The sequence below is a fragment of the Idiomarina aquatica genome, assembly GCF_004362895.1.
In the GTDB taxonomy this organism is placed as follows: domain Bacteria; phylum Pseudomonadota; class Gammaproteobacteria; order Enterobacterales; family Alteromonadaceae; genus Idiomarina.
The window spans coordinates 142,540-164,911 of sequence record NZ_SNXI01000001.1 but is presented as its reverse complement, the minus strand read 5'-3'; the positions used below and the strand labels follow the sequence as shown (position 1 = coordinate 164,911).

General features: G+C 48.1%; 23 protein-coding genes and 1 tRNA gene. 10 read left to right on the top strand and 14 right to left on the bottom strand.

From position 1 onward, the window contains the following. Nucleotides 1-51: 51 nt before the first annotated feature. On the bottom strand, nt 52-483 hold the full coding sequence (locus DEU29_RS00830) for a hypothetical protein (protein ID WP_133538300.1): 432 nt from the start codon (nt 481-483) through the stop codon (nt 52-54). Between the two features lie 120 nt (nt 484-603). Between DEU29_RS00830 and trxB the strand changes: the two genes are divergently transcribed. Genes trxB through infA form a run of 4 tightly spaced genes read left to right on the top strand, consistent with a single transcriptional unit; the run spans nt 604 to nt 3,297 of the window. After that, nucleotides 604-1,560 carry a thioredoxin-disulfide reductase gene (gene trxB, locus DEU29_RS00825; RefSeq protein WP_133538299.1) on the top strand — a complete coding sequence of 319 codons (957 nt, stop codon included), beginning with the start codon at nt 604-606 and terminating at the stop codon, nt 1,558-1,560. 36 nt (nt 1,561-1,596) lie between these two features. Further along, entirely contained in the window at nt 1,597-2,316 is a 720-nt protein-coding gene (gene aat / locus DEU29_RS00820; protein WP_133538298.1) for a leucyl/phenylalanyl-tRNA--protein transferase, read from the top strand. Further along, on the top strand, nt 2,313-3,029 hold the full coding sequence (locus DEU29_RS00815; protein WP_208107589.1) for an arginyltransferase: 717 nt from the start codon (nt 2,313-2,315) through the stop codon (nt 3,027-3,029). The genes aat and DEU29_RS00815 overlap by 4 nt, the downstream gene beginning before the upstream one ends. 49 nt (nt 3,030-3,078) lie before the next feature. Next, nucleotides 3,079-3,297, top strand: a complete 219-nt coding sequence (gene infA, locus DEU29_RS00810; RefSeq protein ID WP_071463778.1) for a translation initiation factor IF-1 — start codon at nt 3,079-3,081, stop codon at nt 3,295-3,297. A gap of 86 nt (nt 3,298-3,383) precedes the next feature. Here the strand turns inward: infA and clpA are convergent, their stop codons facing one another. Both clpA and clpS read right to left on the bottom strand, forming a co-directional pair. Then, nucleotides 3,384-5,654 (bottom strand): ATP-dependent Clp protease ATP-binding subunit ClpA, encoded by a 2,271-nt coding sequence (gene clpA / locus DEU29_RS00805; protein WP_133538297.1) that lies wholly within the window; start codon nt 5,652-5,654, stop codon nt 3,384-3,386. Nucleotides 5,655-5,696: 42 nt separating this feature from the next. Then, nucleotides 5,697-6,011 (bottom strand): ATP-dependent Clp protease adapter ClpS, encoded by a 315-nt coding sequence (gene clpS / locus DEU29_RS00800; protein ID WP_133538296.1) that lies wholly within the window; start codon nt 6,009-6,011, stop codon nt 5,697-5,699. Nucleotides 6,012-6,235: 224 nt separating this feature from the next. Between clpS and cspD the strand changes: the two genes are divergently transcribed. Then, on the top strand, nt 6,236-6,451 hold the full coding sequence (cspD, locus tag DEU29_RS00795; RefSeq protein ID WP_133538295.1) for a cold shock domain-containing protein CspD: 216 nt from the start codon (nt 6,236-6,238) through the stop codon (nt 6,449-6,451). A gap of 65 nt (nt 6,452-6,516) precedes the next feature. On the opposite strand, the gene yejK is transcribed toward cspD, so the two are convergent. Continuing rightward, nucleotides 6,517-7,560, bottom strand: coding sequence for a nucleoid-associated protein YejK (gene yejK, locus DEU29_RS00790; protein WP_133538294.1), 1,044 nt, complete (start codon nt 7,558-7,560; stop codon nt 6,517-6,519). A 71-nt stretch (nt 7,561-7,631) separates the two neighbouring features. Here yejK and DEU29_RS00785 point away from each other — a divergent pair, with 71 nt between their 5' ends. Beyond that, entirely contained in the window at nt 7,632-9,266 is a 1,635-nt protein-coding gene (locus tag DEU29_RS00785) for a DUF3413 domain-containing protein (protein WP_133538293.1), read from the top strand. Nucleotides 9,267-9,344: 78 nt separating this feature from the next. Continuing rightward, nucleotides 9,345-9,421 (top strand) — tRNA-Pro (locus DEU29_RS00780). 17 nt (nt 9,422-9,438) lie between these two features. Here DEU29_RS00780 and DEU29_RS00775 read toward each other — a convergent pair. Then, the gene (locus DEU29_RS00775; RefSeq protein ID WP_133538292.1) at nt 9,439-9,741 is read right to left on the bottom strand and encodes a hypothetical protein; all 303 of its coding nucleotides are present in this window, start codon (nt 9,739-9,741) and stop codon (nt 9,439-9,441) included. 65 nt (nt 9,742-9,806) lie between these two features. On the opposite strand from DEU29_RS00775, the gene DEU29_RS00770 reads away from it, so the two are divergent. Together DEU29_RS00770 and DEU29_RS00765 are read left to right on the top strand one after the other, a co-directional pair. Continuing rightward, nucleotides 9,807-10,505 carry an aspartate/glutamate racemase family protein gene (locus tag DEU29_RS00770; protein WP_133538291.1) on the top strand — a complete coding sequence of 233 codons (699 nt, stop codon included), beginning with the start codon at nt 9,807-9,809 and terminating at the stop codon, nt 10,503-10,505. 186 nt (nt 10,506-10,691) lie between these two features. Then, a complete protein-coding gene (locus tag DEU29_RS00765; protein WP_133538290.1) occupies nt 10,692-11,957 on the top strand; it encodes a M23 family metallopeptidase in 1,266 nt (421 codons plus the stop codon). A 17-nt stretch (nt 11,958-11,974) separates the two neighbouring features. Here DEU29_RS00765 and DEU29_RS00760 read toward each other — a convergent pair whose 3' ends face one another. The 4 genes from DEU29_RS00760 to DEU29_RS00745 all read right to left on the bottom strand — a co-directional run bounded on the left by DEU29_RS00760 (nt 11,975) and on the right by DEU29_RS00745 (nt 16,239). Continuing rightward, the gene (locus tag DEU29_RS00760; RefSeq protein ID WP_432206862.1) at nt 11,975-12,172 is read right to left on the bottom strand and encodes a PLDc N-terminal domain-containing protein; all 198 of its coding nucleotides are present in this window, start codon (nt 12,170-12,172) and stop codon (nt 11,975-11,977) included. Nucleotides 12,173-12,200: 28 nt separating this feature from the next. Next, the gene (locus tag DEU29_RS00755; RefSeq protein WP_133538289.1) at nt 12,201-14,135 is read right to left on the bottom strand and encodes an ankyrin repeat domain-containing protein; all 1,935 of its coding nucleotides are present in this window, start codon (nt 14,133-14,135) and stop codon (nt 12,201-12,203) included. Nucleotides 14,136-14,171: 36 nt separating this feature from the next. Next, nucleotides 14,172-14,525 (bottom strand): hypothetical protein, encoded by a 354-nt coding sequence (locus DEU29_RS00750; RefSeq protein WP_133538288.1) that lies wholly within the window; start codon nt 14,523-14,525, stop codon nt 14,172-14,174. A gap of 70 nt (nt 14,526-14,595) precedes the next feature. Beyond that, nucleotides 14,596-16,239 carry a diacylglycerol kinase family protein gene (locus DEU29_RS00745; protein WP_133538287.1) on the bottom strand — a complete coding sequence of 548 codons (1,644 nt, stop codon included), beginning with the start codon at nt 16,237-16,239 and terminating at the stop codon, nt 14,596-14,598. Between the two features lie 111 nt (nt 16,240-16,350). Here DEU29_RS00745 and DEU29_RS00740 point away from each other — a divergent pair, with 111 nt between their 5' ends. Continuing rightward, a complete protein-coding gene (locus DEU29_RS00740) occupies nt 16,351-17,718 on the top strand; it encodes an MBL fold metallo-hydrolase RNA specificity domain-containing protein (protein WP_133538286.1) in 1,368 nt (455 codons plus the stop codon). On the opposite strand, the gene DEU29_RS00735 is transcribed toward DEU29_RS00740, so the two are convergent. From DEU29_RS00735 to DEU29_RS00715, 5 genes are all read right to left on the bottom strand, one after another. Continuing rightward, nucleotides 17,675-18,664 (bottom strand): Fic family protein, encoded by a 990-nt coding sequence (locus DEU29_RS00735; protein ID WP_133538285.1) that lies wholly within the window; start codon nt 18,662-18,664, stop codon nt 17,675-17,677. The genes DEU29_RS00740 and DEU29_RS00735 overlap by 44 nt on opposite strands. Nucleotides 18,665-18,703: 39 nt before the next feature. Beyond that, nucleotides 18,704-20,788 (bottom strand): sensor domain-containing diguanylate cyclase, encoded by a 2,085-nt coding sequence (locus DEU29_RS00730; protein ID WP_133538284.1) that lies wholly within the window; start codon nt 20,786-20,788, stop codon nt 18,704-18,706. Between the two features lie 10 nt (nt 20,789-20,798). Further along, nucleotides 20,799-21,377 (bottom strand): biliverdin-producing heme oxygenase, encoded by a 579-nt coding sequence (locus DEU29_RS00725; protein WP_133538283.1) that lies wholly within the window; start codon nt 21,375-21,377, stop codon nt 20,799-20,801. A gap of 77 nt (nt 21,378-21,454) precedes the next feature. Then, the gene (locus tag DEU29_RS00720; RefSeq protein WP_133538282.1) at nt 21,455-21,862 is read right to left on the bottom strand and encodes an HIT family protein; all 408 of its coding nucleotides are present in this window, start codon (nt 21,860-21,862) and stop codon (nt 21,455-21,457) included. Next, complete coding sequence (locus DEU29_RS00715; protein WP_133538281.1) at nt 21,849-22,370, bottom strand: YqiA/YcfP family alpha/beta fold hydrolase; 522 nt, start codon at nt 22,368-22,370, stop codon at nt 21,849-21,851. Before DEU29_RS00715 ends, DEU29_RS00720 begins: the two co-directional genes overlap by 14 nt. Between the last annotated feature and the right edge of the window lie 2 nt (nt 22,371-22,372).

The window sequence follows — 22,372 nt, the reverse complement described above, 5'->3', positions numbered from 1 at the left end:
ACTACGACAACCTAATTTAAGCCCTGGTGAAGTAAGTTCACCGGGGCTTTTTTACGTAATCAATTCAACGTCTGGGTAGTTCGTTTTAAAAAACTCGCGCACCGAATCCAACTGTTGAATTGGGAATATATGAGAATGGCTAATCTGGTAATTGAAGGGAAATTGCAAAATCCCAAATCGTTTATCGTATTCACCTACCGCCACCCGCTTTAATTTACTGACGGGAACCTGCTCCAGGCCCACTTGTAAGTTATCCCCTCGCACAGCTAACAGCGACATCACGTTTTTAACTTTATTGTGTTGGTCAGACGCCAATAAGAATTTTTCGGGAGCATACAAAAAGGTACACAACATGATGGCAACGCCCAAGTAATAAGCACCCCAGTCCCAGAAGGAAAAAACAGCTGTAATGATTAAAGTGATTATCGCGGCGCGATAACCTAACGGCACGTTTGCGGTCCATCGCCTAATACTCTCCAACATGTCTAACTAACCCTCGCTTTTTAATTTTTTGTCTTGTTCCACAGGCTTGCAAACCCTACAATCAATCCCCATACATCTCTTATCTTACATTAAAAGAATACAAGCAGTCAGGAGTTATCCATGGCAGACGCCAAGCATTGTAAATTATTGATTTTGGGTTCAGGACCTGCAGGCTACACTGCAGCGGTTTACGCGGCACGAGCTAACTTAGATCCGGTGATGGTAACCGGTATGCAGCAAGGCGGTCAGTTGACCACGACCACTGACGTAGAAAACTGGCCCGGCGACGCCGAAGGTTTAACCGGCCCTGATTTGATGGTTCGTATGCAGCAGCACGCTGAGCGCTTTAACACCGAAATCGTGTTTGACCATATCAATGCTGTCGATTTTTCGGAGCGCCCATTCCGCCTAAAAGGTGACGTGGGCGAATATACCGCTGACTCGGTTATTATTAGCACCGGTGCATCGGCTAAATATCTTGGTCTGGATTCGGAAGAAGCTTTTATGGGTAAGGGTGTATCGGCCTGCGCGACCTGTGATGGCTTTTTCTACAAAAATCAAAAAGTCTGTGTAGTTGGCGGCGGAAATACCGCTGTCGAAGAAGCCCTTTATCTGTCAAACATTGCCAGTGAAGTCCACGTAATCCATCGCCGTGATACGTTCCGCGCCGAGAAAATTCTGGTTGACCGGTTACATGACAAAGAACAAAACGGCAATGTCACCTTCCATTTGAATAAAACGCTGGATGAAGTACTCGGTGACGACATGGGCGTGACCGGCGTCCGTATTAAGAGTACCGCAGACGGTAGCACCGAAGAACTCGACGTTGCAGGTTGTTTTATTGCCATTGGTCATCAACCCAATACCGGTATTTTTGATGGTCAGCTGGAAATGAATAACGGCTACATAAAAGTACAAAGCGGCTTAGAAGGTAACGCGACAGCGACCAGCGTACCGGGTGTATTTGCCGCGGGTGACGTTATGGACCATATCTATCGTCAGGCTATTACCTCGGCTGGCAGCGGTTGTATGGCAGCCCTGGACGCTGAGCGCTATTTAGACGCATTGACTAAGTAGCCCGGAGGCGATTGAGCAACGATGATTGAATAATTGATGATAGTTCAGTTAAATCCCCGCTCAATCAGCTTCCCTCCACCGGCGACCGCGTTACATGAACCTAACGGTTTACTGGCGGTCGGCGGTGACTTATCTCCCGAACGCTTGATGCATGCTTATCGGCACGGCATATTCCCCTGGTTTGGCCTTGATGACCCTATTTTATGGTGGTCACCAAATCCCCGCGCCGTGTTTTACCCTGAGCAAATTCATGTTTCCCGCAGCTTGCAAAAGTCCTGGCGTCGATCTCCTTGGCGGGTCACCCTTAACCAGGATTTCGATGCGGTTATCGAAGGCTGTGCGGCATCTCGACGGGATCAGGAAGGTACCTGGATTACTGAACCGATGCGCGAAGCATACAGCCAACTACATCAGCTGGGCCATGCGCATTCAGTAGAGGTTTGGTGCGACGACCTACTGGCCGGCGGACTGTATGGTATATCGGTTGGCCGGGCGTTTTGTGGCGAAAGCATGTTCCACACCAAAACAGACGCTTCTAAAATTGCCTTAAATACGTTTGCCCGGGCATTTGCTCAAGCCGGCGGGCAGTTAATCGACTGTCAGGTCGCAAACCCGCACTTAAGTACATTAGGGGCCCGCAACATTGACCGCGACAAGTTTCTGGTGCAATTGCATATTGCGCAGGAAGCTAACCTTAGCCAAGGGTTTTGGCAACCACGCACCATAGCTGACGCCAGGCTGGGTATAGCGCTATGACGTTGCAGTTTGGCGTTACCCGTGAGTCCCAGTGTGGTTATTTAAGCCAGCAGCAGGAACGACTACTCGTTACTGTAACAGACGGCAATCCGCCGATGACCGCGGAACTCTATGAACATTTGCTGGAGCATGGATTCCGCCGTTCACACAATGACGTCTATCGCCCCTACTGCCGACTGTGTCAGGCATGTCAGTCGCTGCGTGTGTTGGCGCCTGAATTCAGCCCCAGCCGCAGTCAGCGCCGGGTGATAAATAAAAACGCGGATCTGACGCAATGCATTGTTACTAAACCACAGCCCGACTATGACCAACTGTTCTGTCGCTTTATCGAGTTACGGCATAAAGACGGTGCCATGTACCCGCCGGATCCTGACAGCTTTTGGCATTGGTGTGATTGCGACTGGATGCAGACACAATTTGTCGAGTGGCGCGACCCCAGCGATAAGCTCATCATGGTTTCAGTAATCGACACCCTGCCCAACGCGCTGTCCGCGATGTATACCTTTTTCGAGCCAGACCATGATAAATGCTCGCCCGGCACCTTCTCGATTCTGGCGCTTATCGAGCTGTGTCAGCAGCAAAACAAAGATTATTTATACCTTGGCTACCAAATTGATGCCTGCAACAAGATGAATTACAAAGCTAAATTTACGCCAAATGAACGTCTCATTGGCAATCAGTGGAAAAAAGCGGTAAAATCGCCCACACTTTAAGCTAATCGTGCGAACAATCGCACAATAATGATAAACGCAGAGGATATTAATGGCGAAAGAAGACAGCATTGAAATGCAGGGCACGGTGCTAGACACACTGCCTAACACAATGTTCCGTGTCGAGTTAGAAAACGGGCACGTTGTTACCGCTCACATTTCTGGCAAGATGCGTAAGCACTATATTCGTATCTTAACCGGCGATACGGTAACCGTTCAGCTTACTCCGTACGATTTGAGCAAGGGACGTATTGTCTTCCGCGCCCGTTAAGTCATTACTAAAAACGGCATAAAAAAAGCTGCTCTCAGTGCTAACTGAACGAGCAGCTTTTTTATGTTATTAGCTAGGGATATGCCCTAGCCTTCAACGGTTTCATTGGAGCTGTCGTAATCAAATTTCAGCTCGTCATCGCTGCCTTTCGAGACTTTTACGCTGCCGCCACGCGTCAGTTGTCCAAATAAGATTTCGTTAGCTAACGGCTTCTTAATGTTTTCCTGGATAATGCGACCCATAGGCCGCGCGCCCATGGCTTTGTCATAACCTTTGTTGGCCAACCAGTCGACCGCGGCCTGATCAACTTCCAACGATACGCCTTTGCGATCCAGCTGCGCCTGCAGCTCGGTGATAAATTTATCCACCACCTGCTTGATAACTTCTTCGTTAAGGTGATTAAACCAAACAATGCCGTCCAGACGGTTGCGGAACTCAGGCGTAAAGGTACGGTTAATTTCAGCCATGGCATCATGACTATGATCTTGCTGTTTAAAGCCAATAGACTTACGCACCGTCTCGCGAACACCGGCATTGGTGGTCATAACGATAATCACATTGCGGAAGTCGGCTTTACGACCATTATTGTCAGTCAGGGTACCGTTATCCATTACCTGCAACAGGATATTGAAGACATCGGGATGGGCTTTTTCGATTTCGTCCAGCAACAGAACACAATGTGGCTGTTTAATAACTGAATCCGTTAACAACCCACCCTGATCAAAGCCTACGTAGCCCGGTGGCGCGCCGATTAAACGACTAACCGCATGGCGCTCCATGTACTCCGACATATCAAAACGAACCAGCTCGATGCCCATGGCTTTTGCCAATTGCTGGGTGACTTCGGTTTTACCGACACCGGTTGGGCCCGCAAACAGGAACGAACCGATAGGTTGATGTTCATTGCCAAGACCTGAACGCGACAGGCGAATAGCGGATGTCAGTTTATCAATAGCTTCGTCCTGACCAAATACCACCATTTTCAGATTGCGATCCAATTGCTTCAGCACGTCCTGATCGGTACGTGATACAGACTGCTCAGGTATCCGTGCAATTTTGGCAATAATGGTTTCGATATCCTGCACACCAACGGTCTTACGACGTTTTGACGGCGGTAATAAACGCTGCGATGCGCCCGCTTCATCCATCACATCGATGGCTTTATCCGGCAGGTGGCGCTCGTTGATGTATTTCGCAGACAGTTCTGCCGCCGCTTTAATTGCCGGCTGGGTGTAGCGAATGCCATGGTGGCTCTCATAGCGATCTTTGAGCCCCATCAGAATCTTGGTGGTGTCCTCGACAGAGGGTTCGACCACATCAACCTTCTGGAACCGACGTACCAACGCCCGATCTTTCTCGAATACGTTCTTGAACTCGTTGTAAGTTGTCGAGCCGATGCACTTAAGCTGACCACCCGACAGTAACGGCTTAAGCAGGTTTGAGGCGTCTAACACCCCGCCGCTGGCCGCACCTGCACCAATAATGGTGTGAATTTCGTCAATGAATAAGATAGCGTTTTCTTTTTCGCTCAATTCCTTAAGCAGCTGTTTAAAGCGCTTCTCGAAATCACCACGATACTTAGTACCTGCTAACAAGCCGCCCATATCCAGCGAGTAAATAACCGCATCCTCGAGGATCTCGGGTACATCTTTATTAACGATACGATACGCTAATCCTTCAGCAATCGCCGTTTTACCGACACCGGCTTCGCCGACCAGCAAAGGATTATTCTTGCGCCGACGGCACAAAATCTGCGCACAGCGTTCCAGCTCGTGGTCCCGACCAATTAACGGATCGATCTTGCCGTCTTTAGCCTGCACATTCAGATTAGTACAGAAGCGTTTTAAGTGGCTCTGTTGCTCTTCCTGAACCTCAGCCGCCTCTTCTTCGTCGATTGGCTCGTCTCCCGGCTGCTCATTCTGCATGCGCGAAATGCCATGCGAAATGAAGTTAACAATGTCCAGGCGAGTAATATCGTGTTTGTTTAATAGATAAACGGCTTGTGATTCCTGCTCACTAAAAATGGCAACCAGCACGTTAGCGCCGGTCACTTCAGCATTGCCGGATGATTGCACGTGAAACACAGCACGTTGCAATACGCGTTGAAAACCCAGCGTCGGCTGGGTATCCGAACTTTCATCTTCTGATTCGAAACTTGGCGTACTGCGGTCGATATAGGACAGCAATTCGTCTTTTAACTGGTCAAAATTAGTACCACAGGCACGCAGAACTTCCGCCGCATCCGGATTATCCAGCAGCGCAACCAACAGGTGCTCGACCGTCATTAACTCGTGATGACGTTCACGCGCCAAACGAAATGCATCGTTTAACGTCAGTTCAAGGGCTTTGTTCAACATATACCACTCCTTACCGCCATGCTGGCTCTATCCGTTGTCCCATTACGCCTGTTCCATAGTACAAAGTAATGGGTGCTGGTTTTCGCGCGCATATTGGTTGACCTGTACAACTTTTGTTTCTGCGATTTGTGCCGAGTAAACGCCACAGACGGCTTTGCCTTTATAATGAACCTGCAACATGGTGTCCGTCGCACGCTCTTGATCCATCTTAAAAAATTTCATCAACACTTCAATCACAAAGTCCATCGGCGTGAAATCGTCATTATTCAGTATGACCTTGTACATCGACGGCGGTTTCAATTCCTGCTTTTCTTTCTCTTCCAGATCATGAAGATGTTGATGATCAGACTGACTCATGAGTTAACGACCTATTATCACTATAGTTTATTTGTTAACGTTTTATGCGATATTTTTTCGAAAAACTTTAACAAATATGTTGATTTTTTCACCGCAAATGCTTGACTATTACACTGCGTTTTCTAGAGTAAAACATGGTGCTGCCGATTGCATAATTCAAGAGCTCTCGTTTAGCACTGACATAATAATAAACATTCTCTGTTGCAAAAGAAGGAAGTAGAAGTATGGCTACCGGAAAAGTCAAATGGTTCAACAACTCAAAAGGCTTTGGCTTTATTGAGGCTGAAGACCGCGAAGGTGACATTTTCGCTCACTATTCAACCATCGAAATGGAAGGCTACCGTACCCTAAAAGCAGGCCAAACTGTTGAGTTTGAACTGGAAGAGGGGCCTAAAGGCTTGCACGCCTCCAATATCGTTCCGGGAACCACTGACAAATAGTGGTAACACCTATACAACGAATTACCAAAACGCCGGCCTTGTGCCGGCGTTTTATTTTTTCCTTCTTAACTATCAATACCAAAGTAACGCCGCAATTGATCACGTAAATTCGGTGGCGTGCCATGAATAGTTAAGGTATCTGTTGCAGCGTCATAGTTAATACGTTCACCTAACTGTGTGTGATCAAAGCCAACGCTAACACCTCCGCCCTGCCCCTGAAACTTAACGAGCTTACGCAAGGTCGACTTATCTGCCGGAAACTCGTCCGGTAATTCAGCTTCACGTTGCTGCGCATATTCACGGCTAAAGTCGTCAAACGAACGTTCGCTCGGCTGCGCTTGCGAAAAATGTTCAGACAAATCTTTAACGTTAACGTCTTCGCCCTGCTTCCACTGCTGATCACAATATTCATAGGCAACAGCATTTAACGACTGGCGCTGCTGTGGCTCTAATTCTGCAGCTTTACCGTATTCGTTAACGGCCTCGATTAAGGTTTGCGTCTGTGACTTTGAGTTAAGTCGCTCGGTGCAACCTAAAAAGTCGAGGAAAAAATCAGATACTTTGCGACCCGCGCGTCCCTTGATAAACGAAATATAACGTTCGCTATCCGCTTCGGTTTCCCAGTCAGTCAGATTAATGCGCGCCGCCAGCTGTACCTTACTAATATCCAGCTGCGAGGATTTATTGACCGCCAGGTTGGGATTAATCGACACCCCTTCTTTAACCGGCAGGAACGCAACTAACAGATAGTCGGTGCTCAAATGCTGATAGCGGGTAATTAACAAAAAGCCGGCCTCCAACATATTGTGATTCTGCAACTGCTCAAGCAGAAGCTTTGCCGCCTGTTGGCTAAAGTCGACAAACTGTATTTCGTTTGCGTGCCATTGCTGCATAAAATCCGGAAACGGTCCCCGCTCAGCATCGTCCGCCTCGGTTAAAAAACTGGCATAGCCCTTAGCGGGTTTATTGGTATAGACCTGTGTCAACTCTTCCAATAATTCGTGAAGTTGTTCATCCTCAGCCAACGCCTCCGGCGCTAAGCGCAAGCCAACCTGGTCATCGTGGCTGTAAAACTGATGAATAATACTGTTTTCAATACGCAGTTGCATAAGCGGGACTATCCTTGCAAAATCCGTGTGTTAGACTAATGGCTAATAGTGTACCACGGGACATAATAAGAATGGGAAAACACCAACGCCGGGATAAAATCGCCCGCCTGATCAGCTGGGGTCACTGGTTCACGTTTATCAATATTCTGTTGTGTTTGGCGTTGGGCTCACTCTACCTAGAAGCATCGCCGCCATCAGAAACGGCATTGGCGACCTTGTATAGCGTTGTTAACTGGATTGGTCACTTTGCGTTTTTGCCCTTTGTTTTCTTTATTATTCTTATTTTTCCGCTCTGTTTAGTACTGCCGTATGCCCGTATTCTGCGCGGCTGGGCAGCTCTCATTGGTTCGCTCGGGATTGTTGCATTAGTTGCAGACTTATTGTTTTATCGCCAATACGGCTATCACCTCAATAGTTACTCGCTGGCGCAGATGGCGAAAGACGCAGAAACGGTTTTTGCCGGAGCCAGCTTTTTAATCATTCTGGGCGTATTACTTGGCTTTTTGGTGCTGCTGGGCTTTGAGTTATTGGTCGCCAATTACACCTGGAAGCACCTACAGGAATTGCAACGCCGGCGTATTGGCGCATCCGCGACCAGCGTGTTTGTGCTGTGTTTCTTTACCAGCCATCTGACCCACGTTTGGGCGGATGCGGAACTCTATGAACCCATTACTCAGCAAGATGACATGTTCCCGTTGTCATACCCCACCACTGCCAAAACGTTAATGGCCAAGCATGGGTTTATCGACGTAGAAAGTTATCAGGCACAACAACAGATGCTGATGGTGGCCGATAATATTCGTCTGCGTTACCCGCAAAACGAATTGCTCTGCACCAAACGTCCAGATGAGCGTTCAAAATCCTTGATTGTGTTTGACCGTCTAACGCAGCAACAACAGCGTCAATTAGCAACGATTGCCACGGATTCTGAACTTGTTGGATTTAACGGTCAGTTGCTAGGCCATCCCAGTCGTGATGGCGGACTATTTCAGCTTGTTTACGGCCTGCCTGACTTTTACCAGGAGACCATTGCCCGTCAAAATATCGCGCCGGCTTACTTGAAGCCATTAGATGATTTTGGTCTGCAGGTTAACTGGTACGCTAGCGCCAACTGGTCGCAAGAGCTGACATTATCAAGCTATTACCAGGACAGTGACCTGTTGGCGCTGCAAAGTTTTGCACCGCGCCCACGTAATCAATTGAATATTGTTTTTATTGATGGCGATGATTTTGCAAAGTTACCGGATATTTTAGCCAAAACACAGCAACACCAATTGCTGGTTACTGCGCTGGCACCCAGCGACTCAGAGTCAATACTGGGACAGCAGCAGTTTATGCCTAAGAACATGGCGGTACCCTTATATGAACGTGGTTATTCGTTGCCGGAGCACCCTATTGCCGGGTTAATGGATCTGATGCCGACATTACTGAACCAGACCATGTCTTGTGCCGGCGGTACTAAAAACTTCAGTAATGGCGAAAGCCTGACCGACAGCGGTGAACGCTGGCCATTGATAGAAACTTACAGTCCCTATATCGTAATTTACGATAGTGAAGAAATAACGATTCTGGATAATACCGGTCAGTTCAGTGTTTACAGTTTTGCTGAATTTGAATTGAAAAAAGGCGCAGAGCCGCCCGTTCCTGTGCTGATTGATGCACTAAAAGACTTAAAACGCTTTAGTCGCTCCGCAAAAACTGACTAAAAAAAGCGCAGTCAGCACAGGCTGCGCGCTTTAAGCCTTGCTAATTGCGCATAAATCCGTAACATACTGCTCCACGGTCGGCGTGTAGCGCAGCCTGGTAGCGCACTGTCATGGGGTGTCAGGGGTCGGAGGTTCAAATCCTCTCACGCCGACCAATTTCCTTTCCTAGTTTTTATTCCTTACTTTTTTGTCTCGCGGTTAGTTCGTTTTTCGGTGCAAGCCAATGACTCAGCCAGAAAAGTATCGCTCCCATAATGCCGGTTGATAACCCGACGAAAAACCAAATTAGCGGATGAAAAAAAGCCGTTTTTTGTCCGGTTATACTGCGATAACGCTCAGCTTCAAAGTAAACCCCGAATGCCATAATAATATTGACTGCAACCAGAGCTATTGCCCCAAATGCAACATATCCCGAAGGTAATGAATCCATAGTTTCTCCTGCTTTATCTTGTTTATTCCCTAAATCATATTCCATCCTAGACTAAATTTCTGTTAGCATAAATTGTTAATTAGATGTTTTAAACTATTGAAAGAGCGGCTATGAAAACAATCGGCATTATTGGTGGTATGAGCTGGGAGTCGACGCTCAGTTATTATCGTCTAATTAATCAGAAAGTTAACGCAAAACTTGGTGGGCTGCATTCAGCAAAAATCATCATTAATAGCGTCGATTTTGCTGACATAGAACCATTACAACGGCACGGAGACTGGAACCAGGCTGGCGAACGTTTAATGGCTGCGGCAAAAGCGCTGGAGTCCGCTGGTGCGGACGGTTTTCTGATTGCTACCAACACTATGCATAAGGTTGCGCCTCAGGTTGAAGCCGAGGTCAATATCCCACTGATACATATTGTCGATGCCACAGCCCTCGCCTTGCAGCAAAAAAACGTTAAAACTGTCGGCCTGGTCGGTACCCGTTTTACCATGGAACAAGCGTTTTATCGCGAGCGACTGGAGCAATACGGTATCAACGTACTAACGCCGGACAGCGATGCACGTCAGCAGATCCACGACATTATTTTTAATGAACTATGCCATGGTGTCACCACAGCGCACTCACGCCAGTGCTATGTCGACGCTATTGATAATCTTGCTGAAAACGGCGCACAGGCGGTGATTCTGGGCTGCACCGAAATCGGCCTGCTTATTTCACAATCCGATACACAGCTGCCGTTGTTTGACACAACCGAAATCCATACCGACGCTGCGGTTCAATGGATGCCTAAAGACACTAAATAGTAACTTACCGATCTTTACAACATGCCGGGGAATTATTTAGCCAACGCCTGTCTAATCAAAAACTTGCACGTTTGGGGCTACGCTGATAACTTAGCGCGCCCGCAGCGTAAGCGATAACACAATAAACGAATAAACAGGCCTTATTTGCTGATGAGTTGTAACCGAGATTACGGAGTCTGCTGTTAGATGCTAAGTATTAAACGTTGGCATGTTGCGGCAGCAATCGCCGTCGGGGCGCTATTTATCGCCGCCATCGAATCACCCAAGCCAATCTCTGATGAACCTATTCCACAGCCGTTGGTAGCTTTTGATAGTGCATGGAACACAGGTTCATATGCAAATTACCGTAAGCCACCCACACATAATCGCGAAACTCATATCGTTTATGTTCAACCCGGTCAAAACTTAACCTCATTACTGACCAACGAAGGCTTGTCGGCGCAGCAAGTGGTGTTATTGGCACTGACGGCACAACCGCTTATCGACCTCGGTCGTTTACAAATTGGTGCTCCGCTAGAAATTAGTTTTAATGATAATGATCAGCCGCGCGTAAGGCTCGCAAAAGAGTACGGCGAAATCATTGACGCTATCTATGAGAACGGCGCATGGAACGTGACCAAGCAAACGGTGCCATTACGCGCCGAAACCCATGAAGCGGCCGTCACGATAAGCAGCAGTTTGTATGAAGATGCCGTAGCAGAAGATGTTCCCGTAACCATTATTAACAGTGCCATGATGGCGCTGTCGCATTTTGTCGACTTTCAGCGACAACTGCAGCCGGGCGATATTTTTGAAGCCCAATACGCGCGCTCAGAGGTGGTGCGGGATAAGGCGTTGTTTTCGCACCTGCAAAATCCGTTAAAGCTCAGTTACCTGCGCTTTACCAATGGCGGCGAAGATTATCGTATGTACCGGTTTGACGGCACCTTCTACTTCGAGGATGGCCGGGTTGCACAGAGTTTCTTGCTTAAAACGCCACTTAACGGCGCACGCTTGACCTCTCATTACGGCAATCGCTACCACCCGGTGCTGGGCTACAACCGTCAGCATAAAGGGATTGATTTTAGCGCCCCGGTGGGCACGCCGATTATGGCGGCAGGTCGTGGCACTATAAAACACGCGAGTCGTAAAGGTAGCTTTGGTAACGCAGTAATTATTGAGCACGCACAAGGTTACGAAACCCTATATGCTCATTTGGACCGTTTTAATGAAGATATCGATGTTGGTGACTATGTTAGTCAGGGCGATATTATCGGTTACCTCGGCAATACCGGCTTGTCGGCAGGGCGTCATTTACATTACGAAGTATACCGCAATGGCCGCACCATTAACCCGGTGGATATTAAAGTTCCGTCAGACCGCCGTCTCTCCGGTGTCGAACTGGCCCGCTTTAAGCGTTACCTTGCGCAATTAAAAAGCCAGGCCAGCGAACTCGCAGGCCTGGCTCCGTAGTACGCAATTAAGCGCCGTTACAGGTCATCAATTTTTGGCTTTAACGGCGCGAGCAATAAGTAGAATACCCACGCCAACCAGGATACAAAAATAATTGCCAGTATCCACGCCGCTTTCTCACCGCCTTGTGTGCGGTTCGATTTAGCAATCAATATGATCGGTAGCAGCCAAATAATTAAAAAAACAAGCATGCCACCAAAACCTGCACCCATCATACATTCTCTCCTTGTCTGTTTGTTCTATCTACCACACCACCGGTAGCTCGGTTGCTTCATCCACTGTAAGCGCTGGATGCAAGTCGATCAACTGCTGATACTGCTCTGGGTAACGTAGTTTGACCACGGCCATGCGTTGTTTGTGAAAGCGCGTGACGGTTGGTTGGTAGCTTGTCATCAACTGATCTATCAAAAGTTTTGACTGTTCAGCAATCTGACCACCACTGGCATGTTTAAGCGCCTGATAAAGCGGATCTCTACCTTGCCCGTCACCTTCGTACGGCGCGTTTTGCTGGATTAGCCAAGCGACAGTTTCCGTGTTGGCTTTTGTTGCCGCGTAATAAAGCAGACTTTTGCCCCGATTATCGTGCCCGTAAACGTCATAGCCTGCATCAACCAGGGCTTTTAATTTATCTGCGTCCAACGTAATAAATGCCAGTTGGTGATGTTGTAAACCGTCGTCCATCAGCGATGATTGACTCAATGCCCGGTAATAGTTCAGGTCGCGTTTTAATAGGTTACTAATAACAAATCGCTTTTCGCGCGTGTTTAGCGAAGCCGCTTCCAACTCACTGATAACGCGCTCGATATCACCATCAGCTAAATATTGATAGACCTTGCCAAGCGCGTCGGTTTGCCGCATTCCGCCAGACCATACAAAATATCGTCGGTACTCGTCCACCAGCGCAGGATCCATATCAGCTAATACCGCTAATGCTGAGGAGTCAGAATCGGGATATTGTTCGCGGATCTCTTGTACCACCTCATGACTGCGACGCGGACGCCATTGATCGCTAATGCGTTTGACGGTGGCCCTGCAGGCAGCACGCGTATCGGTTACGTCAGTCATTGCTGTTTGCGTTTCGATAAAGTCGTCGCGCTGCTTTGCCAGTCGCTTAACCAGGCGCCCGTGTTGCGTCATCGAGAGCGGCTGTCGTTGTTTTATCGCCAGTAAGTTCAATCCAAATTCATCGCGAAGCGAAGCGATATCAGCTTGGTCAAAACGATAAAACCGACGAGGGAAGTTGCCATAGACACGTGTCGGAGACTGTTTCCTAAAACGCGCTGCTGCTCCTAACGAATTTAATTTTTTAATAATATCGACACGTCTCTGGCGGCGCTCACAACAGTCCATTAAACCACTCAGTGCCCATTCCATAGTCGAGCCCAGATAACGATCCTGGGTTGGAGCCAGCCCCTGATCGATCAAATAATTAAAGCTACTGAGGCGGCCTGATTTAGCCGCAAAATCAAGTAAAGAGACAGCTTCATCAAGATGTTCGTAACCTACCGTCGCGCCGGGGTCAGGTAAACTTTTGGTTAACATCAGGATTTGTTCGTCACTGTATTTTGAGCGACCCATCATAAAGGCAACATCATCAACGGTTACTTTGCCGCTATCAGCAATTTCCTGTTGTTGCGCTAACGACAGTTCGTCAAAATTATCTAATACCTGCAATGGTACACGGCGTTGTATCGATAGGCCGGTAATCGGCTTGTCCGCCAGACGTTGTTTTAGCTCGTCTTCAAGCATCGCATTAACTTCGGTTATTGCCGCGTTTTTACGAAGCTGTGCCACCCTAAACCTTGCGGCAAAATTACTATTGCGGAATTCATCAATAGCCAGAGTTACCTCGTCTAAGGAGTATCCCTGTTGCAGAAACTTGGTAAAACTACCGACCTTCTCCTGACGCCATTGTTCCTGCTCAACGCGCATGTCATACAGTACTTGCTGGCACTGGGCAAAATGGGAAGTGTCGATTAGCGCCGATTGATTAGCGGGTGCGCTAACCTTTTCGTGTGTCGGCTTAGGCTTGGTCGAAGGTGAGTTTTCGGCCGTAAGTTGGTTGCTACCCGTTGAATTTTGCATGCCGTTGGCAGACGGCTTATCGTCATTAACGAAATAAAAGAAGGCGGTCGTAACCGCTGCCAACGCCGCTAAAGCATAGTACTTTTTCTGCATACATCCCTGTACATTAGCAATGATTCAGGGATTTACTTAAGCACCTTTTAATGGGAACTTCAAGGCATCATCCACAGCTTCAGGCAACAGCGGAAATGCATGTTCACGGTAAGCCCGCGCATTGAGCGCTTTACTACAAATTAAATAAGCAGGCACCAGTAGCACCGGCGCTGGAAAACTGTTCCATTCCGGCAGAATAATGGCGGCCGCGATAATAGATAGCAGTGCAGCCTGACGCAGAATGACTGAACCTTTTTGATAAATCTTAGCGCGAAACTTAGCGATCGTAATAGCGCGATGGGCAACGCGGGGATCTACATCTGCTAAAGCGGGTTGCCGGAACCAACCGACAAAATCAAAACGTGGCAACTTTGACAAAAGATTAGACAACGAAAACACCCTACCTTTATGTTGGAAAACTCAACTCAACAAGCGCAATAATAGCACAAATTAGGGCTATTTAGTAATCAGCCTGTTCTGGAATCAATATGTTAAGCGCCCTTTTTTGCAACCTCACCATTAATTCATTCGCTTCGTAGGGTTCGCCGTCGACCACATATTTTAGCGCTTCCCCTTGTTGATGTTTTACCTTAACACTACATGCCTGGGTGTAACCGGTATTAATACCCGGGTTATCTTCAGTCAGCCCGGAGTAAAGTAATTCGATTAAACTCAGGACGTGCTGGTTACCGCTTTCCTGTGGCTCTAGCCAGGTCAGATCCAGCTTGCCATCATCGATCATGGGGCTGCCCTTGCCCTGTGCTAACAGCGTAGTTATTGGCGCTGCATTAGCAATAATCAGACTACTGGTTTGCCAGTGTTGCGGCTCATCATCATCGAGCGTAACGCATAAGTCCAGTATTTGGTTTTCGTTGCAGGCACGCCAAAGCCCCTGCAAGTATGCCAATTGACCCAGCTTATTTTTGGCATCGCGATCAGCCTTTTCGATCATTTGCTGTTCAAACCCGATTGCTGCGCATAGCAACATGGTGCGGCCATTAACGTCGCCAACGTCAATCGCCCGGCTACGGCCTTCAATAATCGTCGTGCAGGCTGCCGTTACCGGACTTATCTTTGAACTCATCCCCCACAGTGCCTGACTTAACGAGTTGGCGGTTCCCATAGGAATGATAGCCATTACTGTGTCAGAGTTTTTAACCTCGCTAGCCACCGCAGTTAGCGTGCCGTCGCCCCCACAGGCGATAATTAATTCTGCGTCAGCATCCAGTGCCTGCCTGGCCAACTGTTGTGCCCCGACCTGCTCGGTAGTCTCTAATATTTCCAGTTCAAAATAGGGCTGTAGCAGGTTTTTTATATCCTGCTGACATTCCTTCCATTTACCACCGCCGGAAACCGGATTTGCGATAATCCAGGCAGTTTTCGCCAACAACATGAGGTTATCTTGTGCAAATGCCTTTAATTGTTCATGTTGCACCGAATTCAAGCGTGCCACATGGCGTTCAGCCTGAATTTGTTCGAGTATCTCATCGACGTTCCTGGTTTTTGTTCTGGCTAACAGGTATGCCGCCGCCATAAACACCGAACGGCCCCGGCCAAGTGCACAATGCACAAGCACATTGCGCTGGCTCTGCTGCTGTTGTTGTATCCACTGAATGGCTTGGTGAATTTGCTGTTCGGAAGGCGCTTTATGGTCGAGCACCGGAATATTCAAATAATGGATATCTGCACTTTCCGAGGACCAGTCAAGTGCATCAAATTCGGCTGTAACGTCTAAAATAGCAGTAATGCCCTGCTGCTTTAACGCGTCAATATCACTACCGAACAGCCGCCGGCCTACATAAAGACGTTCTCCGACCTGGTGCCAACCGGCAAGACCATCGCGTTTTCGGGCCACTGCATTGTAAATTCGCACACCGAGTAAAAAGGGAATGAGAAGCCAGCGAATATAAACCGGTATCTGACCGCCCTCACGTTTGCGAAACACGCTGGCCATATTAAGCCAATAAGCTGATGCGATCATGGCCAAGGCAATAAAAATCCAGCTAAATACGACTTTTAGCGGCCAACCGGGTAATAAAATAGCGAAAAAGAGTGCAGCGATTGCGCCTATCAAATAATACAGTGGGATATAACTGACGTGCATGTCTACGCTCCTTTGTCGCACCAACAATGTCCATTATTTCGTATTGCTAAGGCGATAATCTCTATGCAACATTAGCACAATCTTAAGGTGTTTCATTTAATAAGGTCTTTAATGAACATTATCCACCATGGCGGGTTTAATCAAGTAACGGGCTCTTGTCACGAAATACTGTTATCGGACCACGAGCACTATTTAATTGACTGTGGATTAGCTCAGGGCGAGGACGTAACGACTGATGTTGATGACGAACACTTCGGTATTAACCTTTCGTTAGCTGGTTTAAACGCTGTCCTGATAACACACTGTCACCTTGACCACATTGGCCGTTTACCTTATTTGTTCGCTGCAGGTTACAAAGGTCCTGTCATTTGTACCTCAGCAACCGCAAAGTTGTTGCCGCTGGTATTAGCGGATGCGGTTAAAGTCGGTATTAGCCGCAACCCTGAATTGGTGGAGGCCGTGCTAGCCCGGCTCGGCCGGCAACTGCAACCGGTTGATTATGACCATTGGCTGACGTTATCAGATAATTGCCGGATACGGTTTAAGAATGCGGGTCACATTATGGGCTCGGCGTTTATCGAGATGGATACCCCGACACAACGCATTGTTTTCAGTGGCGACATCGGTTGCAAAAACACCCCGCTTTTACCTGATCCTGCGCCGTTAGAACACGCTGATTTGCTGCTATTAGAAAGTACCTACGGTGACCGTTTGCATGAGTCTCGTGAACAACGAAAGCAACGCCTTAAACAGATTATTAACCGCTGTATTGAGGATCGGGGTGCGGTACTGATACCTGCGTTCAGTATGGGCAGAACCCAGGAGTTGCTCTATGAATTTGAACAGATTTGGCACGAGCTAGCCAGCGCAGGACATCAACACTTCCCTGAAATTGTTGTAGATTCGCCCCTGGCTAGCGAATTAACCGAACTCTATAGCGAATTACATGAGCTGTGGGACGAAGAAGCAAAACAACGGCTTAGCAATGGTCGCCACCCATTATCGTTTGAACATTGCCATGTGATTCGGGATCACGATCAGCACCAGGCATTGGTCAACCGACTGGCATCTACGGCTGAGCCGGTCATTATTATTGCCGCCAGTGGCATGTGCGCCGGCGGGCGTATGGTCAACTACCTGAAAGCGCTGTTACCCGATGCGCGAACCGATGTGCTTTTTGTTGGCTTTCAGGCACAGGGTACGCCCGGCAGGGATATTCAACAATACGGCCCAACCGGTGGTTACGTTGTGTTGGATGGAGAGAAAATAACGATCAAGGCAGCAATACATACGTTAGGCGGATATTCTGCCCATGCAGACCAGGCCGAGCTGCTGGATTTTATTGGCAGCGCCAACGGTGGGGTAAAGCAGGTGCGGTTGATTCATGGTGAACCAGACGCGCAAGCGGCGCTCGCACAAAAAATTAATGCGCGGTTCAGTATTCCGGTAGAGACAGCTGCCGGGACGTTGGGCGGGTGACAATCCAGCGCCCTGCCCGTGCCGAGCCCTGACGCTCTAACAAACCATCCCGTTTTAACCGAGATAAATGTTTTTCTACCGCGCGCGATGAAATCCCCAGTACCTCTGCTGCGCGCGCGGCGCTCCAGTCGGGTTGCTGTTCCAGTAAATGCAGCAGTTTCTCGCGGGTAGAGATTTTTTCCGAACCTATAAAGCCCTCCAATTCGGAGGTATTGCTGCGATTCTTTTCCGAACTTACCCTTTCTTCTTTGTTCGGTAATTGCTCGGTAAGCTGTTCAACTGCCTGCCCGATTAACTGCAGGACAAAATCAATAAAACGGCTATTGTCATTATCAGCTATCGCTTGTTTTAAGCATTCATAGTACTGCGCTTGGTCGTTTTTAACACACTGCTCAAATGGAATTTCCAACAAAAAAGGATGCCATTGATGCAAAATCGCTTTTATCCATAATCTTGCAATGACGCCGTTAGCGCGTGCAAATGGCTGGATAAACTCCAGATCAAACAGGGTGTTGGCGGCATTTAGCAACGGGTGGTGGCGGACATCGCTATTGGCATGCAGGCGCTGACGCAGCATTTTAGAAATTTGATTGGCCGGAGCTGTCATATGCACCAGTCGGTTTTGCCGATAAACCCCCATGCCAGTACTACGATAATGCCCGGCATCAGTTGCGGGCTGGAGCAGCTGCGCATGCAGTTGCCGTAATGCTCTTTCATCGTTAGTGGAGAGACTTGCGACACGATCAAATAACGATACTAGCGTGCTTATGACTTGCGGCTCACCTAACGAATCAATAGCAAGGCTGGCGCGCAAAAAGTCTTCCCTTAGCGAATTAATGGGTGTTGTTTGCTCAAGTTTAACCTTTAATACACCAACGGCTTCGCTTGTGTAAGCGAGACGGCCTGCGACTTCGGCCACCGCCAGCATTGCCTGAGATAAGCTCACTTAGCGTCCTTTATTCTAATATAGATGACTATTTGCAAACTATTCGCTATAAACGCGATTTCGCCCTTCGTTTTTGGCGCGATAAAGCGCTTTATCAGCTCGTCTTACTAAGTCACTACGAGTATCAGCCTGGTCCAGTTCTGCTACACCAAAGCTTGCGGTTACCACGCCTGCTTTGTCAAATTCAATATCCGCCATAACTTGCCGTAATCTTTCTGCAAGTTCCATCGCGTTATCTAACTCAACTTCAGGTGCGATAACCAAAAATTCCTCTCCGCCCCATCGGCCTAGTGCGTCGGATTTTCGCATTAGGCTGTCGAGCGCTTTAGAAATACCTTTTAGCACCTCGTCGCCAACATCATGCCCGTAGTCATCATTAATCTGTTTAAAATTATCGATGTCGAAAATAATGACGCTTAGTGGATGCCCATGCCGTTGTGCACGACTCAGCTCCTCGTCAAGCGCCTGCTCCATGTGATAACGGTTCCATAGCTGTGTTAAGGCATCGGTATGAACCAAATGCTCTAACCGGTCATTGGCTTGCTGCAGCTGGCTGTTTAATTGTTCAATTTGATAAGCGGAGGCGCCAATAGCCAAATCCTCTGCCAGTGTTTTAGCTGCTTGTTTTTCGTCATCTGTCCATTCGATAGACCGGCCTTGTAGCTGTTCCTGCCAACCGACAAACGAACGCCTCGGCGACAGCACCGTGCGTCCCTTAAATTGTTGCGTTTCGGTTTTTTCCGGCTGACCGGCCCAGGTTTTTACTTCCACGGCTTCGCGACGAAACATCAGCAGCCAACCATTTAACTCTTTTTCGTAAGGCATCGACACCGCGAGTAAGCCTCGAAAATCTGTGTCTTTTAGCAGCATTGAACAATCAGACGCACCTAGCTCGCGGCTGCTGTAAAGGCCGGTAATCCAGTGTTTTTTGCGTAGCCATTCAGCTAACTCGACGAGTGTACTAAGGGGAAGTTTCTCACCTACTTGACTGATTTCATTGCCGTGAACCAATACCACCAGTTCAATTTGAAATAGCTTTAACCAGCGCTTACCCTGACTTTTTAACAATTGTTCGGGCGCCATGATATCTTTATCAGGGTCCAGTAACGCTTTGCGACTTTGCTCAACCTTATCGAAAAACTGCAAGGCCTGATACTGACGCTGTAGCATCAACCGCTGACTGGCCATCATCACCAGTGAGTGCAACGCATGGCGTTGATAAGGGTTCGTTTGTGCTGGTCGCAGGCCGTGGCATGACAAGATGCCCCAGAGCTTTTTTTCGTCAAAGATAGCTATAGAGAGCGATCGGCAGATGCCCATATTTTCCATGTAGACAGCATGTATGGGCGATACCGCGCGCAGCATGCCTAAACTTAAATCGAGCGGCTCTAACGCCTCAATATCCGGGTTCTGGACTAACTGAGCAGCGGGCATTGATGTCGACGCGATTTTTCGTGCCGCATTAACCCGGTACATATCCCGCACTTGCGGGGGAATATCGCTAGCCGGAAAATGCTGTCCCATAAAGCTACTGATGTCAGATTCGCGGAGATATTCAGCAACTACTTCGCCGTTCCACTCGCTATCAAATTTGTACACTAATACCCGTTCAAAATTACTGATAGCAGCGGCTGACTTAACTAATTGCTGTAACGTTTGCTGCTCCGTTTTAGCTGCCTGAACCCGACCAAACTGTTGCCGCACAGTCGAAGTAAAATCACTCGCTAACTTGACGTAAAGCGGCTCGATTTCGAGGATTAATAATTGTTGGCTTTGTTGCTGCCGGATCTTAAACAACGTACAAAAGACATCTATATCAGCTTGTTCAAAGGAGTATTCAAAAGACGCCGTCGGCGTTGCCGGATCCAGCCGGTTTGCAGCGCGCTGCATGGCAGTCATTAAATTATCAGCGAAACAATCTGCAGCGCTTTTGCCAAAAAGCTGCTCAGGGTTACACCCCAAAAAGTTTTCGATGTTCTCACTGCAGGCGAGCACCTGCTGAAACTGAGTATCAAATGCAACAAGCGCGCCATGTCCCTGCACCGCACCGGGAATATGAATAGGCTCTTTAGCACAGTTTTCCAGTGCTTCCGATAGCTCAGTATCATTCAATTTTTCTACCACCTTGCTCTCCTTAGCAACTTTGTTGTTGATAGATAGAATGCTGCGCTAATAATGTATCAAAACCATCCATTGCGCCACTGATACACCGTTGTCGCTGGCTTGCGTTCAATTGCACTGTTTCTAACCAACGTTGAAACAATGACCAGGTTCCGCGGCGGTGAAAGTTAAAATACGCAAGTCCTGAGTTTCGATCACGACGCAGTTGGCGCGCTAGTCTTTTCGCTAATATTTTACCGCCGGCTGTTGAGCCCTCTATCACGTACGCTATGCCAATAGCGCGATAGAAGCAGGGCTCCACCGTTGCCGGCTGATAAGTTGGCGTAATCCCCTGAAGCTGATGAATATCCCGAATGATTTCGCGTAGCCTTGGCATGTAGTAATAAGTGCCACTGGATTGATCACCAAAATGATGCTGTAAGCTACGCTCGGCAGACGCCACGAAATCATGCAACACAAAAAGTGCATCCAGATAACCGTCATCATCAAGATCCGCTGACATCAATGCGCTAATTGGCGCTTGTTGCTCGACTTGTCGGTGTTTAGCCGCGGTCTGTTGACGCAATAATGCAAGTAACGATAAATTTTCCATATAGCTAAAACGGTACCTTGATTAATTTTGATCAGTCGCTGCGCTTTTCTTTTTGTCTAAGTGGCTCAGTTTAAAAGTTAAAGCGTTAACTCACGAAACACCTGCTGCAGCCGCACAACTTCCTGCTCAGCAAGCGGCTGTGGCGGCAACCTACCCCAGACAGGGTCAGGCCATGCTGGGTCATCGGTATAACGGGCAATGTGGTGCAGATGTAATTGCGGAACCTTGTTGCCGATGGCAGCAAGGTTTAATTTATCAGGCCGATACTCGGCTTTTAGCCAGTGATTTAAAAAAGCACTTTCCCGCCACAGTTGCTGCTGGTCGTTCTCGCTTAAATCAATGACTTCAATGATATTTGGGATGCGTGGTACTAATAAAAACCACGGAAAATTCGCATCGTTTATGACTCTAACCTGGGACAACGGCCAATCAGCCAGATGCAAACTATCCTTAGCTAATTGCGGATGTAATTCAAACTCTGCCATATTGCTCTCCTGCCATAATATCCTTTAAAAACCGCTCAAAAATTGCGGCCGTATGGTCTAACGTGTCGACCAGTCGATGGTCATCATTCACAATATGTAAATCCGCGTTCATCGGTTGGGCAAAGCGCCAGCTATTTTCCACCGGCACAACGTTGTCGCGCCAGCCGTGAATAATGCTAACCGGACAGCTCAGGTTCAGGTTATCGAGATTAGTATATCCGCCAAGATAATAGGCAGGCGCCATTACAAACAATCCACTGCATTCGATTGCACCGGCAACAGCTGTTGCTACGTAACCGCCCATACTAGAGCCGACGAGTAATAACGGACCTGAGGAGCAGCCGTGCACATGCGCCTGTAATTGTTTAACGCGCTGATCAGCATCATATTCGCCTTCATAATCAAGGCTCTCGACCGAACAGCCAAGTTTTTGTGCGACCTCAGCTAAACGCTTTATTTTTGTGCCCCAGGGACCGCTTTCTTTTCCGTGATTAAAAATAACGTGCATAG